Annotated in this window: 22 protein-coding genes; 10 read left to right on the top strand and 12 right to left on the bottom strand. The window is 67.6% G+C overall.

Going from position 1 to position 19,945, the window contains the following annotated elements:
• Positions 1-32 precede the first annotated feature (32 nt).
• Both SB751_RS00675 and SB751_RS00670 read left to right on the top strand, forming a co-directional pair.
• On the top strand, positions 33-1,016 hold the full coding sequence (locus tag SB751_RS00675) for a tripartite tricarboxylate transporter substrate binding protein (RefSeq protein ID WP_144195521.1): 984 nt from the start codon (positions 33-35) through the stop codon (positions 1,014-1,016).
• A gap of 67 nt (positions 1,017-1,083) precedes the next feature.
• Complete coding sequence (locus SB751_RS00670; protein ID WP_144195519.1) at positions 1,084-1,521, top strand: YbgC/FadM family acyl-CoA thioesterase; 438 nt, start codon at positions 1,084-1,086, stop codon at positions 1,519-1,521.
• A gap of 53 nt (positions 1,522-1,574) precedes the next feature.
• Here SB751_RS00670 and denD read toward each other — a convergent pair whose 3' ends face one another.
• From denD to SB751_RS00635, 7 genes are all read right to left on the bottom strand, one after another.
• Positions 1,575-2,546 carry a D-erythronate dehydrogenase gene (gene denD / locus SB751_RS00665; RefSeq protein ID WP_144195517.1) on the bottom strand — a complete coding sequence of 324 codons (972 nt, stop codon included), beginning with the start codon at positions 2,544-2,546 and terminating at the stop codon, positions 1,575-1,577.
• Positions 2,547-2,576: 30 nt separating this feature from the next.
• Entirely contained in the window at positions 2,577-3,359 is a 783-nt protein-coding gene (gene otnI / locus SB751_RS00660; protein WP_144195515.1) for a 2-oxo-tetronate isomerase, read from the bottom strand.
• A 24-nt stretch (positions 3,360-3,383) separates the two neighbouring features.
• Complete coding sequence (locus SB751_RS00655; RefSeq protein ID WP_144195513.1) at positions 3,384-4,748, bottom strand: MFS transporter; 1,365 nt, start codon at positions 4,746-4,748, stop codon at positions 3,384-3,386.
• 162 nt (positions 4,749-4,910) lie between these two features.
• Positions 4,911-5,570: an aldolase gene (locus SB751_RS00650; protein WP_144195511.1), complete on the bottom strand. Its 660-nt coding sequence runs from the start codon at positions 5,568-5,570 to the stop codon at positions 4,911-4,913.
• Positions 5,567-6,862 carry a 3-oxo-tetronate kinase gene (gene otnK, locus SB751_RS00645; RefSeq protein WP_211944132.1) on the bottom strand — a complete coding sequence of 432 codons (1,296 nt, stop codon included), beginning with the start codon at positions 6,860-6,862 and terminating at the stop codon, positions 5,567-5,569. Before otnK ends, SB751_RS00650 begins: the two co-directional genes overlap by 4 nt.
• Positions 6,863-6,874: 12 nt before the next feature.
• Entirely contained in the window at positions 6,875-7,771 is an 897-nt protein-coding gene (gene ltnD / locus SB751_RS00640; RefSeq protein ID WP_092293190.1) for an L-threonate dehydrogenase, read from the bottom strand.
• Between the two features lie 23 nt (positions 7,772-7,794).
• Positions 7,795-8,538, bottom strand: a complete 744-nt coding sequence (locus tag SB751_RS00635) for a FadR/GntR family transcriptional regulator (protein ID WP_144195507.1) — start codon at positions 8,536-8,538, stop codon at positions 7,795-7,797.
• Positions 8,539-8,699: 161 nt separating this feature from the next.
• Between SB751_RS00635 and SB751_RS00630 the strand changes: the two genes are divergently transcribed.
• A complete protein-coding gene (locus SB751_RS00630; RefSeq protein ID WP_211944133.1) occupies positions 8,700-9,122 on the top strand; it encodes a GNAT family N-acetyltransferase in 423 nt (140 codons plus the stop codon).
• A gap of 29 nt (positions 9,123-9,151) precedes the next feature.
• On the opposite strand, the gene SB751_RS00625 is transcribed toward SB751_RS00630, so the two are convergent.
• The 3 genes from SB751_RS00625 to SB751_RS00615 are packed head-to-tail and all read right to left on the bottom strand — an operon-like array spanning position 9,152 to position 11,405.
• The gene (locus SB751_RS00625; protein WP_144195503.1) at positions 9,152-10,030 is read right to left on the bottom strand and encodes an NRDE family protein; all 879 of its coding nucleotides are present in this window, start codon (positions 10,028-10,030) and stop codon (positions 9,152-9,154) included.
• 57 nt (positions 10,031-10,087) lie between these two features.
• The gene (locus SB751_RS00620) at positions 10,088-10,378 is read right to left on the bottom strand and encodes a DUF4936 family protein (protein ID WP_144195501.1); all 291 of its coding nucleotides are present in this window, start codon (positions 10,376-10,378) and stop codon (positions 10,088-10,090) included.
• A 19-nt stretch (positions 10,379-10,397) separates the two neighbouring features.
• Entirely contained in the window at positions 10,398-11,405 is a 1,008-nt protein-coding gene (locus SB751_RS00615; RefSeq protein WP_144195499.1) for a YgfZ/GcvT domain-containing protein, read from the bottom strand.
• Between the two features lie 251 nt (positions 11,406-11,656).
• Between SB751_RS00615 and mltG the strand changes: the two genes are divergently transcribed.
• The 7 genes from mltG to SB751_RS00580 all read left to right on the top strand — a co-directional run bounded on the left by mltG (position 11,657) and on the right by SB751_RS00580 (position 17,067).
• The gene (gene mltG / locus SB751_RS00610) at positions 11,657-12,652 is read left to right on the top strand and encodes an endolytic transglycosylase MltG (protein ID WP_144195497.1); all 996 of its coding nucleotides are present in this window, start codon (positions 11,657-11,659) and stop codon (positions 12,650-12,652) included.
• Between the two features lie 7 nt (positions 12,653-12,659).
• A complete protein-coding gene (gene tmk, locus SB751_RS00605; protein WP_144195495.1) occupies positions 12,660-13,271 on the top strand; it encodes a dTMP kinase in 612 nt (203 codons plus the stop codon).
• 86 nt (positions 13,272-13,357) lie between these two features.
• On the top strand, positions 13,358-14,386 hold the full coding sequence (locus SB751_RS00600; RefSeq protein ID WP_211944136.1) for a DNA polymerase III subunit delta': 1,029 nt from the start codon (positions 13,358-13,360) through the stop codon (positions 14,384-14,386).
• Between the two features lie 114 nt (positions 14,387-14,500).
• A complete protein-coding gene (locus SB751_RS00595) occupies positions 14,501-14,956 on the top strand; it encodes a PilZ domain-containing protein (protein WP_250025251.1) in 456 nt (151 codons plus the stop codon).
• A gap of 47 nt (positions 14,957-15,003) precedes the next feature.
• Entirely contained in the window at positions 15,004-15,513 is a 510-nt protein-coding gene (locus tag SB751_RS00590) for a GNAT family N-acetyltransferase (protein WP_144195489.1), read from the top strand.
• Positions 15,514-15,533: 20 nt separating this feature from the next.
• Positions 15,534-16,328: a TatD family hydrolase gene (locus tag SB751_RS00585; protein ID WP_250025252.1), complete on the top strand. Its 795-nt coding sequence runs from the start codon at positions 15,534-15,536 to the stop codon at positions 16,326-16,328.
• Positions 16,321-17,067, top strand: coding sequence for an ankyrin repeat domain-containing protein (locus SB751_RS00580; protein WP_144195485.1), 747 nt, complete (start codon positions 16,321-16,323; stop codon positions 17,065-17,067). Before SB751_RS00585 ends, SB751_RS00580 begins: the two co-directional genes overlap by 8 nt.
• 46 nt (positions 17,068-17,113) lie before the next feature.
• Here the strand turns inward: SB751_RS00580 and SB751_RS00575 are convergent, their stop codons facing one another.
• Both SB751_RS00575 and SB751_RS00570 read right to left on the bottom strand, forming a co-directional pair.
• Positions 17,114-18,208, bottom strand: coding sequence for a J domain-containing protein (locus SB751_RS00575; RefSeq protein ID WP_250025353.1), 1,095 nt, complete (start codon positions 18,206-18,208; stop codon positions 17,114-17,116).
• Between the two features lie 60 nt (positions 18,209-18,268).
• Positions 18,269-19,777 (bottom strand): PLP-dependent aminotransferase family protein, encoded by a 1,509-nt coding sequence (locus SB751_RS00570; RefSeq protein ID WP_410747713.1) that lies wholly within the window; start codon positions 19,775-19,777, stop codon positions 18,269-18,271.
• Positions 19,778-19,945: the final 168 nt, after the last annotated feature.

The following is a 19,945-nucleotide window of genomic DNA, read 5'->3' as shown; positions in this document are numbered from 1 at the left end:
AGAACTGCAGCAGAAGAAGGAGACATAGACTTATGCAACGCCGCCATTTCATCGCCCGTGCGGGCATGCTCGCTGCCACGGCCGCGATCGGTTTCGCAGCCCTGCCGGCCCACGCGCAGGCGGACAAATTCCCCAGCCGGCCGATCCGCCTGATCATCGGCTACACGGCGGGCGGTTCCACCGATATCCCGTTCCGCGTGCTGGCCGATAACGCCTCGAAGATCCTCGGTCAGCCGGTGATCGTCGAGAACAAGCCGGGTGCCGGCGGCGTGCTGCCGGCCCAGCTGATGCAATCCACCGCGCCGGACGGCTACACGCTGGCCCAGGTGGCCATGCCGGTCTACCGCCTGCCGTACACCACCAAGATCAACTGGGACCCGGTGAAGGACCTGTCGTACGTCATCAACCTGGCCGGCTACTCGTTCGGCCTGGTGGTGCCGGCCGATTCGCCGATCAAGACCATGCAGGAGTACGTGGCCTACGCCAAGGCCAATCCGGGCAAGCTCACCTACGGCTCGCCGGGCTCGATGACCACGCTTCACCTGACCATGGAAGAACTGGCCCTGCGCCAGGGCGTGCAGTTCTCGCATATTCCTTACAAAGGCAACTCGGAATCGATGCAGGCCCTGCTGGGCGGCCACGTGATGTCGGTGGCGGACACGCCGGCGTGGGCGCCGTATGTGGAGCAGGGCAAGCTGCGCCTGCTCTCCACCTGGGGCGAGAAGCGCTCGGCACGCTTCCCGAACGTGCCGACGCTGAAGGAACTCGGCATGGGCATCGTGCAGACGTCGCCGTTCGGGCTGGTGGTGCCGAAGGGCACGGACCCGAAGATCGTGCAGAAGCTGCATGACGCGTTCAAGAAGGCGATGGAAATGCCGAACTACCGCGAGTCGCTCGCCAAGTTCGACATGGAGCCGTTCTACATGAGCAGCGAGCAGTACGCGGCCTTCGCGGCCGAGACGGTCAAGAAGGAAAAGGCCATCATCGAGAAGCTGGGCCTGGCCAAGGCGCAGTAACTCGCTGAAATACGATGACATGCGGGCGCCTTTCGAGGCGCCCGTATTTGCTTGGAGAAGTCGAAACATGGCGAAAGAGGATTTCCGCCACAGCGTGCCGCTGCGCGTGCGCTGGGCCGAGGTGGACCCGCAGTCCATCGTCTTCAACGCGCACTACCTGACGTATTGCGATATCTGCGTGACCGAGTATTGGCGTGCGGTGGGCATCCGCTATCCCGAAGACGTGCTTCACGCGCACGGCGTGGACATTTTCGTGGTGAAGTCGACCCTGGAATACCACGCCTCGGCGCGGTTCGACGACATGCTGGAGATCCGTGGCCGCATGGCCCGGCTGGGCCGCTCGAGCATGCTGTTCCGCGTGGAAATGTATCGCGGCGACGAACACCTGATCACCGGGGAGGTGATCTACGTCTGCGCTGACCCGGCCACGCAGAAATCGGCCCCGATCCCCGGGCAGGTCAGGGAGACGATCGAGGCGTACGAGGTGGTGAAGCCGGAGCGGTAGGGCGGAGGCGTTCGGGGTCGAAAACCTCCGCGGTCGAACCGCAATCGAACGGCTTAGCGCGCGATCCCCGCGTCTTCCATATAGCCGCGGATCACGTCGTCGAAGCTCGCGTCGCTCTGGAAGCCCAGTTCCACGGCGCGGGTGACATCCCATGCCGCCGGCCAGGTGCCGACGATGTTCTCGATGCGCGCCTCGCGTTGCCAGGTGACGCGGTCGGCCACGGTGTCGCCGGCCACGCGCCGGAGCGCTTCGACCATCTGCTTGGCAGTCACCGACAGGCCCGGCAGGTTCACCACACGGCGGTTGCCGAAGCGCGCGCCGTCCAGTTCCAGGCCGTTGACCAGCGCCGTGATGGCGCCGCGCGGCGACAGCAGCCACAGCGACGTTTCGGGCGCCACCGGGCAGTTGGCGGCCTCGCCGGACAGCGGTTCGCGGATGATGCCGCTGGCGAACGACGACGCCGCTGCGTTGGGCTTGCCCGGACGCACGCTGATGGTCGGCAGGCGCAGCACGCGGCCATCGACGAAGCCGCGCCGGCTGTAGTCGGACAGCAGCAGTTCGCCGATGGCCTTCTGCGCGCCATACGACGACTGCGGGTTCAGCGCGGTGTCGTCCTGCACCACGGCCGGCAGCTTGCCGCCATAGACGGCCACCGAACTCGTGAACACCACGCGCGGGCGGTGGCCCAGCTGCCGGCAGGTTTCGAGCAGCGCGCGCGAGGCATCCAGGTTCACGCGCATGCCAAGGTCGAAGTCAGCCTCGGCTTGCCCGCTGACCACGGCGGCCAGGTGGAACACGGCGCCGGTATCGGCATCCATCGCGCGGGCCAGCACGGCCGCGTCGGAGAGGTCGCCGGTGACCACGCGCACGCGCGCATCGTCGATCTGCGGCGCTACCACGTCCAGCAGCGTCAGGCGGTCGATCGTGACGGCCTTGCCGTCGAGGTTAAGGCTGCCGCGCTTGAGCAGCAGGCGGGCCAGTTGCAGGCCGAGGAAGCCGGCGCCGCCGGTAATCAGTACATTCATGGTTGCAGCTCAGTCGTGTAGACGTTCAGTTCAGCGATTGAGGTACGGCTTCAGCCAGCCGAGACCCGCCGAGGTGCCCGCGCGCGGGCGGTACTCGCAGCCGATCCAGCCGTCGTAGCCGAGTTCGTCGATCACGTTGAACAGGTAGGGGTAGTTCAGTTCGCCCAGATCCGGCTCGTGGCGGTCCGGCACGCCGGCGATCTGGATATGGCCGATGCCCGCGAAGTCGCGCTTGAGCTTGACCGTCAGGTCGCCCTCGACGATCTGGCAGTGGTAGCAGTCGAACTGCACCTTCAGGTTGGCGGCGCCCACCTGCTGGCAGATGGCCTGGCCATCGTCCTGGCGGTTCAGGAAGTAGCCGGGCATGTCGCGCGTGTTGATCGGCTCGATCAGCACCGTCACGCCCTGCGCAGCGGCCGAGGCGGCGGCATAGGCCAGGTTCTCGAGATACGTGGCACGCGCCTTCGCGCGGTCCGCATCGGCGGGCACCAGGCCGGCCATCACGTGGACGCGGTCGTTGCCGATCACGCCGGCGTACTCGAGCGCCCGTGCGAACGCCGTGCGGAATTCGGTTTCGCGGCCGGGCAGGGCGGCGATGCCGCGCTCGCCCGCGCCCCAGTCGCCCGGCGGCGCATTGAACAGTGCCTGGGTCAGCCCGTTGTCATCGAGCCGCTTGCGGATCTCGGCGGCCGGATGATCGTACGGGAACAGGTATTCCACCGCCTGGAAACCGTCCGCCGCCGCGGCGGCGAACCGGTCCAGAAAATCGTGCTCGGTGTACATCATCGAGAGGTTCGCGGCAAAGCGCGGCATGGCGGTCTCCTAGGAGGAATGGGATCAGCGGTTGACCATCTTCGCGGGCGTCAGCCACACCAGCAGCGCGCCCACCACCAGGATGCCGGACAGCACATACATCGGCAGCTGCGTGCTGTGGGTCAGGTCCTTCAGCGTGCCCACCATGTACGGCGAGACAAAGCCGGCGAGGTTGCCCACCGAGTTGACCACGGCGATGCCCGATGCGGCGGCGATGCCCGAGAGGAACGCGGTCGGCAGCGACCAGAACAGCGGTGCGCACGTCAGCACCCCGGCGGCTGCCAGGGACAGCGCGGCGATGGCTACCACGGTATTGTCGGTGAACGAGGCCGCGATGGCAAAGCCCACGGCGCCCATCAGGGCCGGCACGATCAGGTGCCAGCGGCGTTCCCGGCGGGCGTCGGCGCTGTGGCCGAGGATGTTCATGACGACGATGGCGCAGATGAACGGGATGGCCGAGAGCAGGCCGATCTTCAGGTTGCCGCTCACGCCGCTGGCCTTGACCAGCGTCGGCATCCAGAACGTCAGCGCGTACTGGCCGGTCACGAAGCAGAAGTAGATCAGGCACATCCACCACACGCGGCGGTCGCTGAACACGGCGCCCAGCGAATGCACGCCGCGCTGGCCGTTGGCCGTGGCCGCGGCGCTGGCGTTGCGCTCGTCTTCCTCGATATTGCGCTTGAGCACGCGCTTTTCATCGGCGTCGAGCCACGGGGCCTTGTCGATGCCGTCGCGCAGCACGAAGACCGTGACGATACCGATCAGGAATGCCGGCAGGGCCTCGATGAAGAACATCCACTGCCAGCCGGCCCAACCGTGCGTGTCGTGGAAGGCGTCCATGATCCAGCCCGAGAGCGGGTTGCCGAACATGCCGGCCACCGGAATGCCCGACATGAACAGCGCGATCATCTTGGCGCGGCGGTCGGCCGGGAACCAGTAGGTCAGGTACAGGATCACGCCGGGATAGAAGCCCGCCTCGGCCAGGCCGAGCAGGAAGCGCATGATGTAGAACGTGGTCGGCGTCTTCACGAACACGAAGAGCGCGGAGATGATGCCCCACGTGATCATGATCCGCGCAATCCAGATGCGCGCGCCGATGCGGTGCATCAGCAGGTTGCTGGGCACTTCGAACAGGAAGTAGCCGATGAAGAACAGCCCGGCGCCGAGGCCGAATACGGTTTCCGAGAATTGCAGGTCCTGGGCCATCTGCAGCTTGGCGAAGCCCACGTTCACGCGATCGAGGTAGGCGATCACGTAGCAGAGCATCAGGAACGGCATGATGCGCCAGAACACCTTCTTGTAGGCGCGTTTCTCGATCACGGCGTCGGCGTCGAGCCGGCCGCTGGCGGGAATGGCGGACGCGCTGGCCGCCGTGTGGGTAGTATTCACGTTTGAGGTCTCCAGATTCATGGCCGTCGGATGACGGCCGGCAATCGTTGGCGCGCACGCATCCCGCGCGGTGCTGGCGGCACCACGCAGCTTGCGTCGCGAAAATCGTCGCGTTTTGTCCTAGGGGGGCGTTCTACTAATCGACGTCGGGCCTGCCCGGGGCTACCAGCGCGCCTTGAAGGCGTCGCGGAGCTCGGTCAACGCAGCCTCATCCAGGCTTGCGCGGTCGGCAAAGCCGGCCTGGTCCTTGAGCATCATCCATAACTTGGCGGTCTCCTCCAGTTCTTCCAGCGCGTACGCCGCGCGCGAGACACTGTCTTCCCACACCACCGGGCCGAGGCGCGCCAGCAGTACGCCGCGCACGTCGTTGGCCAGCGTGGCCACGCGCGCGGCCACGGCCGGGTCGCCGGGACGGTGATAGGAAATCAGCGGTATATGGCCCACCTTCATCACGTGGTACGGCGTGAGAGGGGGCAGGACATCGTCGGGCTGCCAGACGCCAGCCAGCGTCAGCGCCACCAGGTGCGTGGAGTGGGTATGGACCACGCCATGCACGTTCGGATTGTTGTCGTAGACGGCGCGGTGCAGCGTCAGCGTCTTGGACGGCTTGTCGCCGGATACCCAGCTGCCGTCCAGGCCGACCTTGGCCACGGCAGCCGGGTCGAGCGTGCCGAGGCAGGCATCGGTCGGCGTGATCAGCCAGCCGTCGGCCAGCCGGGCGCTGATGTTGCCCGCCGTGCCGACCGTATAGCCACGCTGGTAGAGGCTGGCGCCGACGCGGCAGATCTCCTCGCGCAGCGCGGATTCCGTCTTGCCGCTCATTGCGCCGCTCCCAGTGCTTGCAGCGCCTCGTCGAAGAAGTTCTCGCCGCCGAAGTTGCCCGATTTCAGGGCCAGCGCCAGCGGCGCGGCGTCCAGCGTGACCGTGGCCGGCACGCCCGGGGCGATCTGCGTGCCGATGCGCAGCGCCTGCACGGCGAGCGACTGGACCACGGCGCCGGAGGTCTCGCCGCCGGCCACCACGAAGCGGCGCGTGCCCGAGGCCTTGAGCGCGGCGGCGATGCCGGCCAGCGCGGCCTCCACCAGATGGCCGGCGCGCTCCACGCCCAGTTCGGCCTGCACGGCCTTGACCTGATCCGGGGTGGCGGTGGCGTAGATCAGCACGGGTTCGGCGTGATCGGCGGCAAAGGCCAGCGCCTCGTCCACCACCGGCTCGCCACGGGCCAGCCGCAGCGGGTCGATGCGCAGCGCCGGGCGCTTCTGGGCGATCCAGTGGGCAACCTGCCCATTGGTGGCGCGCGACGCGCTGCCAGCCAGCACCACACCGTGCCCATCGACGGACGGCACCTCGGCGGCATCCACGCGTTGCGGCAGCAGGCCGGCGCGGCGGAAGTTCTCGGGCAGGCCCAGCGCGATGCCGGAGCCGCCGGTAATCAGTTGCAGGTCCGCACAGGCCTGGCCGAGCGTGAACAGGTCGGCATCGGAAATCGCATCGGCAATCGCCAGCCGCGCGCCTTCGGCACGCAGTGCGCCGATGCGCGCGCAGGCCTCGTCGGCGCCGCGCGCCACGCTGTCGTAGCGCAGCAGGCCCACCTTGCCCTGGCTCTGGCGTTGCAGCACGCGCACCAGGTTTGCGTCGGTCATCGGCGTGAGCGGGTGGTGCTCCATGCCCGACTCATTGAGCAGCGTATCGGCCACGAACAGGTGACCGCGGAAGATGGTGCGGCCGTTCTCGGGGAAGGCCGGGCAGGCGATGGTGAAGTCGCTGCCCAGTGCATCGAGCAGCGCCTCGGCCACGGGACCGATGTTGCCGGCGTCGGTGGAATCGAAGGTCGAGCAGTACTTGAACACGAACTGCCGGCAGCCCTGGGCGCGCAGCCAGGCCAGCGCGGCCAGCGATTGCGCGACGGCGTCGGCAGCCGGGATGGTGCGGGACTTCAGTGCCACGACAATGGCGTCTGCCTGCACGGCGTCATTGGCGGTGCCGGCTGCCGGCACGCCAATCGTCTGCACGGTGCGCATGCCATTGCGGACCAGGGTGTTGGCGAGGTCGGTGGCGCCGGTGAAGTCGTCGGCAATGCAGCCGAGCAGGGGCGTGTGGCTTGATGCGGTCATCGTCGCGCTCCCTTACTTCGCCTTGGCCGCCGGCAGTTCGATGCCGGGGAAGATCTTGATCACGGCCGAGTCGTCCTCGCCGCCGTGGCCGGCGGTGGAGGCCATCATGAACATCTGGTGCGCGGCGGCGGACAGCGGCAGCGGGAATTTGCTGGTGCGGGCGGTGTCGAGCACCATCCCCAGATCCTTGACGAAGATGTCAACGGCGGACAGCGGGGTGTAGTCGCCCGAGAGGATGTGCGGCACGCGATTTTCGAACATCCACGAGTTGCCGGCGCTGTGCGTGATGACGTCGTAGAGCGCGTCGGGGTCCACGCCTTCGCGCAGGCCGAGTGCCATGGCTTCGGCGGCGGCAGCGATATGCACGCCGGCCAGCAACTGGTTGATGATCTTGACCTTGGAGCCCGCGCCATGCGCGTCGCCCAGGCGGTAGACCTTGCCCGCCATCGCGGCCAGCACGTCCTCGGCCAGCGCGTAGGCTTCGGCTGGGCCGGAGGTCATCATGGTCATCTCACCGCTGGCGGCGCGGGCTGCGCCACCGGAGACCGGCGCGTCCAGCAGCAGCAGGCCGCGCTCGGCCAGGCGCTTGCCCAGCGTCTCGGCAAAAACAGGCGGCACCGTGGCGCTGGCGATGACCAGCTTGCCGGCGGACATGGCCGGCACGGCGCCGTTGTCACCGAACAGCACTGCTTCGGTCTGCGCGGCGTTTACCACCAGCGTGATGACCACGTCGCAGCGCTCGCCCAGTTCGGCCGGATTGGCGCACGGCACACCGCCGGCATCGGCAAAGCGTTGCAGCACCTCGGGGCGCAGGTCGCAGGCGTGGACCTTGAAACCGGCACGCAGCAGCGACTGCGCGACACCATTGCCCATTGCGCCCAAACCGATGACGCCGACGTTGCGGGACATATTGAATCTCCTACGGAAGTGTTTCAGTGCGAGCGGAGGCCGTCGCGTTCGGCCGGCGTGTCCTCGCCCAGTTGGGAGAGACGGCGCGCGGCGTTGTACATGTGGGTCTGCGCGGCGTTGCGCGCGGCATCGGCGTCGCCGGCACGGATGGCCGCGACGATGGCCTGGTGTTCCTCGCGCACCTGGCGCGAGAAGTCCTCGCGGCGGGCTTCATTGGTGCGGGTCACACGCGTGGCCGTTTCGAGGTACTGGCTCAGGAAGGCCAGCGTCTTCAGGAAATAGGGGTTGCCGGTGGCTTCGGCGATGGCGCGGTGGAACGCCACGTCGGCCTGCACGCCATCGCCGCCTTCGGCCACGGTGGCATCGAGGTGCGCCAGCGCGGCGTCGATATTGGCCATGGCCGTATCGGTGCGGCGGCGCGCGGCCTGCGCGGCCACCTCGGCTTCGATCGATCGGCGCAATTCCACGATCTGGAGCACCGATTCGAGCGTGCCGGTATCGGTGAAGTCGATGCGCAGTGGTCGGATACCCGCCTGATCAGTGACGAATACGCCACTCCCCTGGCGCGATTCCACCAGCCCCTCGTACTTCAACCGGGCAATCGCCTCGCGGATCACGGTGCGGCTGACGCCGAATTCCTCGGACAGCACGGCCTCCGTCGGCAGCTTGGCGCCGCGCGGGAACGCGCCACCCTCGATCTTCTCGAGCAGTTGTTCGGCAACGCTGTCGGTCAGGGCGCGGGCGGGAATTTTCTGGAAGACGGGCACGGCGAGGGAGGGTAGTGATCAGGTAGTCAGGTCATCATACAAATTTTCGGCGCGCCTGCCGACCGGGGAAACCCTAGGATGATTGGTGCATTGCGTTACGATTTGCCCGGCGCGCAGCGTATGATTGCGCCTTTCTACAGACTTCCTAGCTGGATCGAATCATGTCCGAGACCGTCATCGTCTGCGCCTGGGCCGAAGCCCGCGAGCGCGCCCGCGCCATCCGCTACAGCGTTTTCGTCGAGGAGCAGGGCGTGCCGGTGGAATTGGAATGGGACGACATGGACGAGCCCAGCTGGCACGCGCTGGCCTTCGCCGCCGATGGCACGCCCGTGGCCACGGGCCGGCTGCTGCCGGACGGCCATATCGGCCGCATGGCTGTGCTGAAGGTGGCGCGCGGCACCGGCATGGGCGCGAAAGTGCTGGACGCGCTGATGGCCAAGGCCGCCACACTCGGCTTTCCCGAGCTGATCCTCAACGCGCAGACCCACGCGGCGGCGTTCTACGCGCGCGTGGGGTTCGAGCAGGTGGGGGAGGAGTTCGAGGAAGCCGGCATTCCGCACGTGGAAATGCGCAAGCGGATCTGAATCGCGATTATCGTGCGATTACCGCACGATTACCGGGGCGCCGGCACCGTGCCCGGGTCGCGCGCCACGTTAAGCCGGCCGCGATACATCACCTCGCCGGTCGGACCATTCGCATCGAAGCTGCGCTCGCTGAAATCGAAACGGCCATCGTGCCGCACGCGCAGCAGCGTGCTGGCGCGCGTGCCGTAGCTCGGTGAGCGGATGAACGACGACGACAGCAGCTTTTCCCATTCCGGCGCCACGCCCGTGCGCGGCAGTTCCCAGTCGGGTGCCTGACGGTCGTCGGCCAGCAGTTGCAGGTACGGTTCCGCGCTGGCGCTTGCCTGGCCGCTATCCGCCGCCAGCACTTCGCACAGCGCGCCCACGCGGCTGCGCACCTTGGGCCATGGCGTATCGAGCAGCGCGTTGGACAAGCCGTAGAGGCCCGGCTTGAGCCGCTGCGGCTGGCGCGACGGCGAACGGTTGCTGTACCACCAGAGGTCGTGCAGATCGCTCGCAAGCAGGTTGAAGCCGTTGTAGGCGCCGTGGTCGCCCGCCAGCGCATGCAGGTATTCATCGGCGCTCTGGTCGCCGCGCAGGAATTGGGACACCAGCTCGCCGCGCGAGCGCGCATCGGTGCGCTTCTCGGACGGCGCGCGGTAATTGGTCAGCGCGGCAAAGCGCGCGCCGGCATGACCGTGACCCGCGTGACCCGCGTGGCCGGCATGCTGGGCGTCGGCGCCCGCAATCCCCATCCACGTGCCGGGTTCGCCGATCACTTCCGCGAGGTCGCGGCCGCCCAGCACCTGGGGGGCATCCTGCCACCAGTGCGCAGCCGCCGCCGGGCGGGCGTAGAACTCGTCGCGGTTGCCGGCAACCACCAGGGCATAGTCCGGGTGCGATTGCCAGGCCACCAGAATCAGGCACATAGCACTTCCTTTACAACTTGATCGGTCGATGTCTTGGCACAGCACACGACAAGACACCTACAAGACATCGAGATCCACGAACCGTTCCGCCATCCGCTCGCCGCTGACCCACTGCGACAGCCCGCTCTGGTGCCACAGGCCCGCGAGCGTGGCCTCGAAGGCGGGTGGCACATCGGCATAGCATTCCATCCAAGTTTGCAGGCCGGCGCGGGTCTCGGGCCTGCGCATGAGCGTACCACCAATCCCGGTAGCTTCCGCCACCGTTTCCATCCAGCGGTGCCAGTGGGGCAGGGCCTCGACGGCCCGCTCGTCCGGTACCTTGAAGTAGACGTACAGATGATCGCTCATGTCGGCGCTCCGGGGGGATTCAGCCGGCCGCCTCGGCCGCATTCGGCAGCGGCACTTCGTACGGCAGCGCACGCGTGGCCACGGCGGGGCCATCGGCGGCGCCCAGCCGCAGCGCGCCCGCCGCCGCGTCGATCTTCAGTTCCGCCAGCGCGTCCCAGCCGCCCTCGGGCGACGGCGCCGCGTTGACGATCATCCCGCAAGGCTGTTCCGGGTCTTCCGGGCGGAAGATCTCGGCGGCGGCGGCCGGTACCTCGTCCTCGCCATGCAGGCGCCACATGCGCCGCTTGAGCGTGCCGCGATACTGGCTGCGCGCCACCACTTCCTGGCCTGGATAGCAGCCCTTGCGGAAGTTCACGCCGCCAATCAGCTCGAAATTGATCATTTGCGGCACGAACTGCTCCTGCGTCGGCGTGCTGATGCGCGGCACGCCGGACATCACGTCGAGCCAGTCCCAGAACGCCGGCGCGGCGGCGTCGAGGTTGCCGGACAGGGTCTGTTGCAGGGCGGCGATGCGGTCCGCCGGGGCCACGATCTGCCAGCGCGGGGCGCCATCGGCATCGGCCAGACGAATCACGGTGACGCCTTCGGCACTCGCCGCCTGGAGCGGCCCCTGCGGGGCGGGCAGGCCCGCCACGGCGAGCGCGCCAGCAGCAGCCGGGCCGGCCACGCCGAGCACGCCATGCGTGGCGGAAAGATCGGACAGCTTGGCCTTGGCGCGCAGCACGAACATGCTCAGGCGCTTCTGGATGGCCGGCTGGATATCGGCCGAGATCTGCAGGACGATGCCGTCGGCATCGCGCCACATCAGGAAGCTGGCTTGCAGGCGGCCCTTGGGCGAGCAATAGCCGGCCAGCCGCGCGGTGTCGGGGGACAGATCCTCGACGGCGTTGGTCAGCTGGGTGTGCAGGAACGCGGCGGCATCGTCGCCGGCCACGCGGATCAGCCCGACGCCGGCAGGCACGGCAATCACGCCGGTGCGGCGCAGCGATTCAAGGCTCGAAGCCAGGGTGGGAGTTGCGTTGGACATGCAATCAGGCCGGTTGGCGAACAGGTGACGGGGCGCGGCGGCACGCGCAAAGGGGTGCCGTCGCCTCCTCTATATAGGGACGCTTGCCGCCAGGGCAAATCGCAACGTGACGATGCGGGCTCGTGGCGGCGCGGGGCTCCCGGTATTATATGGGGCTGTCGCCATTCCGGCCCGCCGCCTTGCCGATCCCGACCTGACGTTGGGGGCATGGCGTTGGCATCACCCTGGCGTCGCCATTTCACCCATCCTCCATGAAACGTATTGTTCTGCGTCTGGTCGGGGTCCTGCTGGTCTTTGCCCTGGCAGCCGCCGGCGGCTTTGCCTGGTGGGCGCACCAGCCGGTCGGCCTGTCTGCCTCGCCTGTCGAGGTCATCATCAAGCCCAGCTCGGGCGTCGCCAGCGTCGGCCGCCAGATCCAGCGCGGCGGCGTGGCGATGGACCCGCGCCTGTTCCAGCTGCTGGCCCGCATCACCGGCCACGGCGCCGACCTCAAGGCCGGCGGCTACCAGTTCGAGACCGGCATCACGCCGCTCGACATCATCGAGAAGATGGTGAAGGGCGAGGTCACGCACTATGTGGTCACCGTGATCGAAGGCTGGGAGTTCCGCAAGATGCGGGCGGTGGTCGATGCCAACCCGGCGCTGAAGCACGACACGGCGGGCATGTCCGACGCCGACCTGATGAAGGCGATCGGTGCGGCGGAACCGTCACCCGAAGGGCTGTTCTTCCCCGATACCTACCTGTTCGCACGCGGCAGCAGCGACCTCGAGCTGTATCGCCACGCCTACCGCGCCATGCAGAAGCGCCTGAACGAAGCCTGGAACGCGCGCGCGCCGGACCTCCCGTACAAGACCCCGTACGAGGCGCTGGTCATGGCGTCCATCGTCGAGAAGGAAACCGGGCAGGCCGTGGAGCGGCCGATGATCGCCGCCGTATTCATCAACCGGCTGCGCAAGAACATGATGCTGCAGACCGATCCGACCGTGATCTACGGCGTGGGCGAGTCGTTCGACGGCAACCTGCGCAAGAAGGACCTGCTGACGGACACCCCGTACAATACGTACACCCGCACCGGCCTGCCGCCCACGCCGATCGCGCTGCCGGGCATCGCCTCGCTGGCTGCGGCCACCACGCCGGCGCCGTCCGATGCGCTGTACTTCGTGGCGCGTGGCGACGGCAGCAGCCATTTCTCCAATTCGCTTCCCGAACACAATCGCGCGGTAGATAAATACCAGCGCGGCAAATAAGCCTTTCATGCGCGGAAAATTCATTACCTTCGAAGGCATCGACGGCGCCGGCAAGAGCACCCATATCGACTGGGTGGCCGAGCGCCTGCGCGCACGGGCCGATACGGGCCGCGTGGTCACCACGCGCGAGCCGGGCGGCACGCCGCTGGGCGAGGACCTGCGCCAGTTGCTGCTGCACCGGCCGATGCATCTGGAAACCGAGGCGCTGCTGATGTTCGCGGCGCGCCGCGAGCATATCGCCGAGGTCATCGAGCCGGCCCTGGCGCGCGGCGACTGGGTGATCTCGGATCGCTTCACCGACGCCACCTTCGCCTACCAGGGCGGCGGGCGGGGCCTGCCCACCGCGCGGCTGGAAGTGCTCGAGACCTGGGTGCAGGGCGGCCTGCAACCCGACCTGACCCTGCTGTTCGACGTGCCGCTGGAGACCGCCAGCGCGCGGCTGGCCGGCGCACGTTCGCCAGACAAGTTCGAGGCCGAATCGCGCGCCTTCTTCCAGCGCACGCGTGACGAATACCTGCGCCGCGCGGCAGCGGCCCCGGAGCGCTTCCGCGTCATCGACGCCACGCGCGCCATCGAAGAAATTCGCGTAACGCTCGAGGAAATCATTGCAAGTCTTTGATTTGGATGGCCTATATGGCGGTGATGATGTCCGCTTGCCACCCTCCGATAATACATGAGCGACCCCCGCTAACTAACTGAATCGGCATGCTTTATCCCTGGCAACGAGAAGACTGGCAACGACTGGCCGCGCTGCGCCCCCGGCTGCCGCACGCGATGCTGCTGCATGGCCAGCAAGGCATAGGCAAGCGGGACCTGGCGCTGCATTTCGCCCAGGGCCTGCTGTGCGAGTCGCCGCTTGCCGATGGCCAGCCGTGCAATACCTGCGGGGCCTGCCACTGGTTCAGCCAGGGCAACCATCCCGATTTCACGGTGGTGCGCCCCGAGGCGCTCGATGCGAGCGGCGAGGCGGACGGCGAGGCTGAGGGCGGCGCCAAGAAAAAGGCGCCGAGCAAGATCATCCGCATGGAGCAGGTGCGCGCGCTGATCGAGGCCGTGGGCGTGGGCACGCACCGGGCCGGGCTGCGCGTGGTGGTGGTCTATCCGCTGGATGCCCTGCAGACCGAAGGCGCGAACGCGCTGCTGAAGACGCTCGAGGAGCCGCCGCCGTCCACCGTGTTCCTGCTCGTGACCGACCGCCTGGATCGCGTGCTGCCGACCATCCTGTCCCGCTGCCGCCAGTTTTCCGTCGAGCGCCCCACGGCAGGCGCCGCGCTCGACTGGCTGCGCAGCCAGGGCGTGGCCGATGCCGAGGCGCAACTGGCGCTGGCCGGCGGATCGCCGCTGACGGCGCTCCACGCCGCCGAGGCCGAGGAGCAGCCGATGCAGCGCTGGCTGGTCTCGCAACTGGGCACGGGCGCCGCGTTCGACGCACTGGCGGCCGCCGAGCAACTCCAGAAGCTGCCGGTGCCGGCCGTGCTCGGCACGCTCCAGCGCTGGACCTATGACCTGCTGGCGCTCTGCGTCGGCACCGGCGCGGTCCGCTATTTCCCGAAGGAGCAGGCGGCGCTGGCGCGTTGTGCCGGCGCCACCGATGCCCACCGCCTCCAGGCGTTCGGCGCGCGGCTGGTCGGCCATCGGCGCAACGAGAACCATCCGTTGGCTGCGCGCCTCGTCATGGAGTCCGTTTTCCTCGATTACCGGCATTTGTTCCAGGGAAGTGCCGCCGGGCGATAGGAATCGGGCGCTGCCCGTGGTAAAAGCTAACGCAGTCAAGCTGTCGATTTGTCAAACGCGCCAAATAGCGCCGCACCAAGCGGCCAGGGCGCAACGCAAAACAGGGGTCAAACCATGAATGCACCAGTCACCGGGGCGCCCGTGCGTCCGGCCGCAGCCGCCGCACCCGCCGCACCCGCAGCACCCGCAGCACCCGCCACCGTGCCGGGCCAACCTGCCACGGCGGGCGCCGCACAACGGCCGAACGTACTGTCGCTGTCGATCAAGGACCAGGCGGGGCTGTACGCGGCCTACATGCCGTTCCTGACGCGCGGCGGTATCTTCGTGCCGTCCAACCGGCCATTCCGGATTGGCGAGCAGGTGTTCCTGGTGCTGTCCCTGCTGGACCGCCCGCAGAAATACCAGGTGCAGGGCACGGTGGCGTGGATCACGCCGGCCGGTACGCCGATGAAGACCCCCGGCGTGGGTGTGCATCTGCCCGAGGACGACAACGGCCGCAACCTGCGCCGTGCCGTGGAGGAAATCCTGGGCAAGGCCATCGATTCCGGACGGCCGACCCAGACCTTGTAGCAATCTAATCATCTACGCGAAGTCTGCTTCGCAAGTATTTGTTATTCATGCGAATTTCCGATTTCATCCTGCGCCTGGCCACGCCGGCCGACCTGCCCGGCATCGTCGAGATCTATAACAGTACGGTGCCATCGCGCATGGTCACGGCGGATACGGAGCCGGTGAGCGTGGCGTCCCGCCAGGCGTGGTTCGACGCCCATCAGCCGGCGCGTCGCCCGCTGTGGGTGTGCGAGGATGCCGAGGGGCGCATGGCCGGCTGGCTCAGTTACTCGGATTTCTATGGCCGTCCGGCCTATGGGGCGACAGCCGAGCTGTCGATCTACCTGCACGCGGACCGCCGCGGGCAGGGGCTGGGGCGCTATCTGCTGGAGCAGGCCATCGCCCATGCCCCGAAGGTGGGCGTGACCACGCTGCTCGGTTTCATCTTCGGCCACAACACGCCGAGCCTGGCCCTGTTCGAGCGCCATGGCTTTGCCCGCTGGGGCGACCTGCCGCGCGTGGCGGTGCTGGATGGCGTTGAGCGCGATCTCGTGATCGTCGGCCGCCGGCTCGACTGACCCGCATCCAGAGACTGACGATGTTCGTTGATTCCCACTGCCATATCGATTTCCCGGAACTGTCCGAGCGGCTGCCGCAGCTGCTCGAGAACATGAAGGCCAACCAGGTCACCCATGCGCTGTGCATCTCGGTGACGCTGGAGGACTTCCCGCGCGTGCTGGCGCTGGCCGAGCAGCATCCGAACCTGTACGCCTCGGTGGGCGTGCACCCGGACTATGAGGAGGGCGAGGACCCCACGCTCGAGCGCCTGCTGGCACTGTCCGCGCATCCGCGCGTGGTGGGCACCGGCGAGACCGGGCTCGACTACTACCGGCTCAATGGCCGCAGCATCGCCGACATGGAATGGCAGCGCGAGCGCTTCCGCACCCATATCCGCGCCGCCAGGCAGACCGGCAAGCCGCTGATCATCCATACCCGCTCGTCGGCGGACGACACGCTGCGCGTGATGCGCGAGGAAAATGCGCGCGAAGCCGGCGGTGTGATGCACTGCTTTACCGAAACCTGGGATGTGGCGAAACAGGCACTCGACGAGGGCTTCCATATCTCGTTCTCGGGCATCGTTACGTTCAAGAGCGCGGCAGACCTCCAGGCAACCGCCAGGAAGGTGCCGCTGGACCGCATGCTGATCGAGACCGATTCGCCCTATCTGGCGCCGGTGCCGTATCGCGGCAAGACCAACGAGCCGGCCTGGGTGCGCCATGTGGGCGAGTTCATCGCCCAGTTGCGCGGCGTGCCGGTGGAAACCATTGCCGAACAGACAGCGGATAATTTCTTCCGTCTCTTCAAGCACATAGACAGGAATGCTCATGCTTGACATGAAGATTGTGCGCGGCGTTGTGGCCGCCCTGATGCTGGGCGCCGCCACGGCAAGCTGGGCCGCCCCGGCGGACGACATGCGCAAGGCCGTGGAATTCGACGATGCCAACACGGTGCAGAAGCTGCTGGCGCGCGGCGTGGACCCGAACCTGACCGATGCCCGGGGCAACCCGATGCTGGTGGTGGCGCTGCGCGAGAAATCGATCAAGGTCGCCACGGTGCTGATCAAGGCCAAGAACATCGACTTCGACAAGACCAACCCGGCTGGCGAGAACGCGCTGATGATGGCCAGCCTGCAGGGCGAGCTGGACATGGTGAAGCTGATGGTCGACGGCGAAGAGGCCGAGATCAACAAGAAGGGCTGGGCGCCGCTGCACTACGCGGCCTCCAACGGCCATAACGAAGTGGTGAAGTACCTCGTCGATCACGCCGCCTATATCGATGCGGAAAGCCCCAACGGCACCACGCCGCTGATGATGGCCGCGCGCGGCGGGCATATCGACACCGTGAAGCTGCTGCTGGATGAGGGCGCGGACCTGCGCCTGAAGAACCAGCAGAGCATGACCGCGATCGACTTTGCCGAGCAGTACAACCAGAAGGAGATTGCCGACGGGCTGAAGTCCCGCTGGCAGAAGCTCTATGGCGCGGTGCCGGCCCCGGCACCGAAGCCGGTGCCCTACAACCCCTCGGGCAGCCCGGGCGCACCGAACAAGCAGCCGCAGCCCAAGCCGTACTGAGCGGTACTGAGCGGTACTGGGCCGTACTGAGCCGGCGCTAGCCGGTTCAGGGGAATTCCGATTCCGTGATGGTCACGCTCTTCGACTTGCCCATCACGCTGTAGAGCGTGAGCGTGTTGTTGGCGAAGCTCGTGCCGTTGGCCTCCTGGATCTCCTTGAGGTCGAAGCGCTCGGAACGGAAGATCTCCCCGGAGTCGAGGCTCCGGTAGCGCACGTCGTAACGGCCGGGCGCAATATTCTCCATCGTGAACATCGACCCGCTGCGCACGAAGCTTGTGCGTACGGGAATCGCCGCGTCACCCTCGATCGATACCAGTTTCAGGAACACATCGGACAAATTGCGCGTGTTATCCACGGTCACCGTGGAGAGCCCGTTGCTGTTCAGCACCGGATAGCCGGCCAGATAGCCCGAGCGGCTCGGCCACGGCATGCCGCGCGGCGTGTTGGCGGGCCGGCTGTAGCGGGGCGGCTGAGGCGGGAAGGCTTCCTCGGCGCGGGCCGGCTTGACCAGCGCGACGGGGGTGTCGGCGGCCGAGCTGGCGCTGGGCGTCCAGTCGCCAAGCAGGACCACGATGCTGGCCCCCACCGCGATATAGAGCAGGAACGCCAGATGGGCCGGCAGTGGCTGGCCGCGCGGGGGCGGGCCATCGGGCCGGGGTTCGGGTTTGGGGCGGAAACGGGTCTTTTCGCCGCGCGAGGGGCGGGCTTCCTCGGCTTTCTGCGAAGTTTTGCTGCCAGCGCTGCGCGCGGAGGCACCCTGGGCGGACGCACCGCCGGCCTTGGCACCCCCAGCCGTCCCGGAAGCACCGCTGGCGGCACGAGGCTGCCGGGGCTGGGCCTGCGGGCGCGCCGTCTGGGGCCGCGCGGTGCCCGGCGCGGGGCGCGGCGGCGCCTCGCGGCGGCGGGCGCGCATGGCCTCGATCCGCTCCTGCTCCACGATCCACTGGTCATGCTCCGCGCGCCGGCCGGGGTCGCTCAGGACGTCATAGGCCACGTTCAGCAGCCGCATGATGCGATTGGCTTCCTCGCCGTCCGCGTGGCGATCGGGATGATATTTCTGGCTAAGCGACTTGTACGCGGCCCGGATTACTTCCTGGGGCGCGTCGCGGGATACCTTGAGGTTGTCGTAATGGGTATGCATCAAGCAGGAAAGACGCAATAGCGGAGGCCGACAACAATTAACGGCAGAATTCCGGATGTTTCAAGGTATAGCGGCCCGGCCCGGCCGTGTATGCCGGTTGGGCAACAGATGGGCAGCCCCCGGTAACGCCGGCTGGCCCTGGAGAGTATCCAGCAGCCGCTGCATGGCCGTGTCGATCTCTTCGATGCTGAGGCCGCCGTAGCCCATCAGCAGCCCCGCGCGCGGCGGCCGCCCGGCGAACATGCCGCCGATGCCGTAGAGGCCGATCGACGCCGCTCCCGCCCGGGCGATGAACGCGGCCTCGTCAGGCGGCTTCTTGCCGTTCGGACGGATTTCGGCCACCAGATGGATGCCGGCTGACGTCGGCAGCGGGGCCAGCCACGGCGACAGTTCGTGATCGAGCCAGCGCCGCAGCGCCGCGCGCCGCGCCGCGTACTCCTTGTGCATGCGCCGCAGGTGCTTGGCGAAGTAGCCGTCGAGCATGAACTTGGCCAGCGCGGTCTGGGTGAGCGTGCAACTGTGCCAGTCGCCGGTCTGCTTGGCCCGGCGCAGCGCCTGCGCCAGCGAGGCGGGCGGAATCAGGTAGCCGATGCGCAGCTCCGGAAAAATGGTCTTCGAGAACGTGCCCACATAGGCGACAACGCCGTCATGGTCGAGGCTCTTGAGCGAATCCATCGGCCGGCCCTCGAAGCGGAATTCACCGTCGTAGTCGTCCTCCACGATCAGCGCGCCGCGCCGCTGCGCCCAGTCGAGCAGTGCCAGCCGGCGCTCCAGGCTCATCGGCATGCCGAGCGGAAACTGGTGCGAGGGCGTGACATAGATCAGGCGCGCGTCCGCGGGCAGGGCGCTGACCACGATGCCGTCCGCGTCCACGGGCACCGGCACCACCCGCGCGCCCGCCGCCTTGAAGCTCATGCGGGCAGGCGGATAGCCGGGATCTTCCATCGCCACCACGTCGCCGGGCCGCAGCACCACGCGCCCCAGCACGTTCAGCGCCTGCTGGGCGCCCTGGGTCATGATCACGTCATGCCAGTTGCTGACCACGGCGCGGCTGAGGGCCAGGTAGCGCGACACGGCCAGCCGCAACTCCGGCTCGCCGGCCGGGTCGCGGTAGCCGGCCGGTGCGCGCGCCTGCACGCGTACCGCATGGCTCACGCAGCGGCGCCATTGGTCGAACGGGAACAGGCGCTTTTCGGTCACGCCGCCCATGAAGTCGTACTGGGGCGAGACGCCCTCCTGGCGCATCGGCAGCGCGTCCGGCATCGATTCCCAGAGCGGGTCTGCCGGCTGCAACGCCGTGGCGTGCGTGGGCAGGTTGCCGCGCCGGGTCATGGTCGCCGCCACGAAGGTGCCCTCGCCGGTGCGCGAGCGCAGATAGCCCTCGGCGGTCAGCCGCTCGAAGACATCGAGTGTTGTCTTCCGGGAAACACCAAGTTGCGTGGCAAGCTCGCGCGTCGATGGGAGCCGCTCGCCCGGTGCCAGACGGCCGTCGAGAATGCCGGCGCGCAACTGGCGATAAATCTGACTGGCCAGGCCGTGGCGGCCTTCGATGGTCAAGTGGACGTTCATGATGGGGCGGGGGGCGAGTGATCGGTCGGAAACCGCGCGCTGGCAAGCGCTGGCGCCATTCTAGTTAAGTTGCATCTTTGATGCAATTTAAGGTAATTCGGTAAAACCGGGCTGCAAGGGCAGGGGGCCGAAGCGGCCATCTTCCGGACGATCGCCTCGCATGGGTGC

Origin of the sequence: Cupriavidus sp. SIMBA_020 (genome assembly GCF_046535395.1) — a bacterium.
Taxonomy (GTDB): Bacteria; Pseudomonadota; Gammaproteobacteria; order Burkholderiales; family Burkholderiaceae; genus Cupriavidus; species Cupriavidus campinensis.
This window is presented reverse-complemented; position numbering and strand designations above follow the sequence as displayed.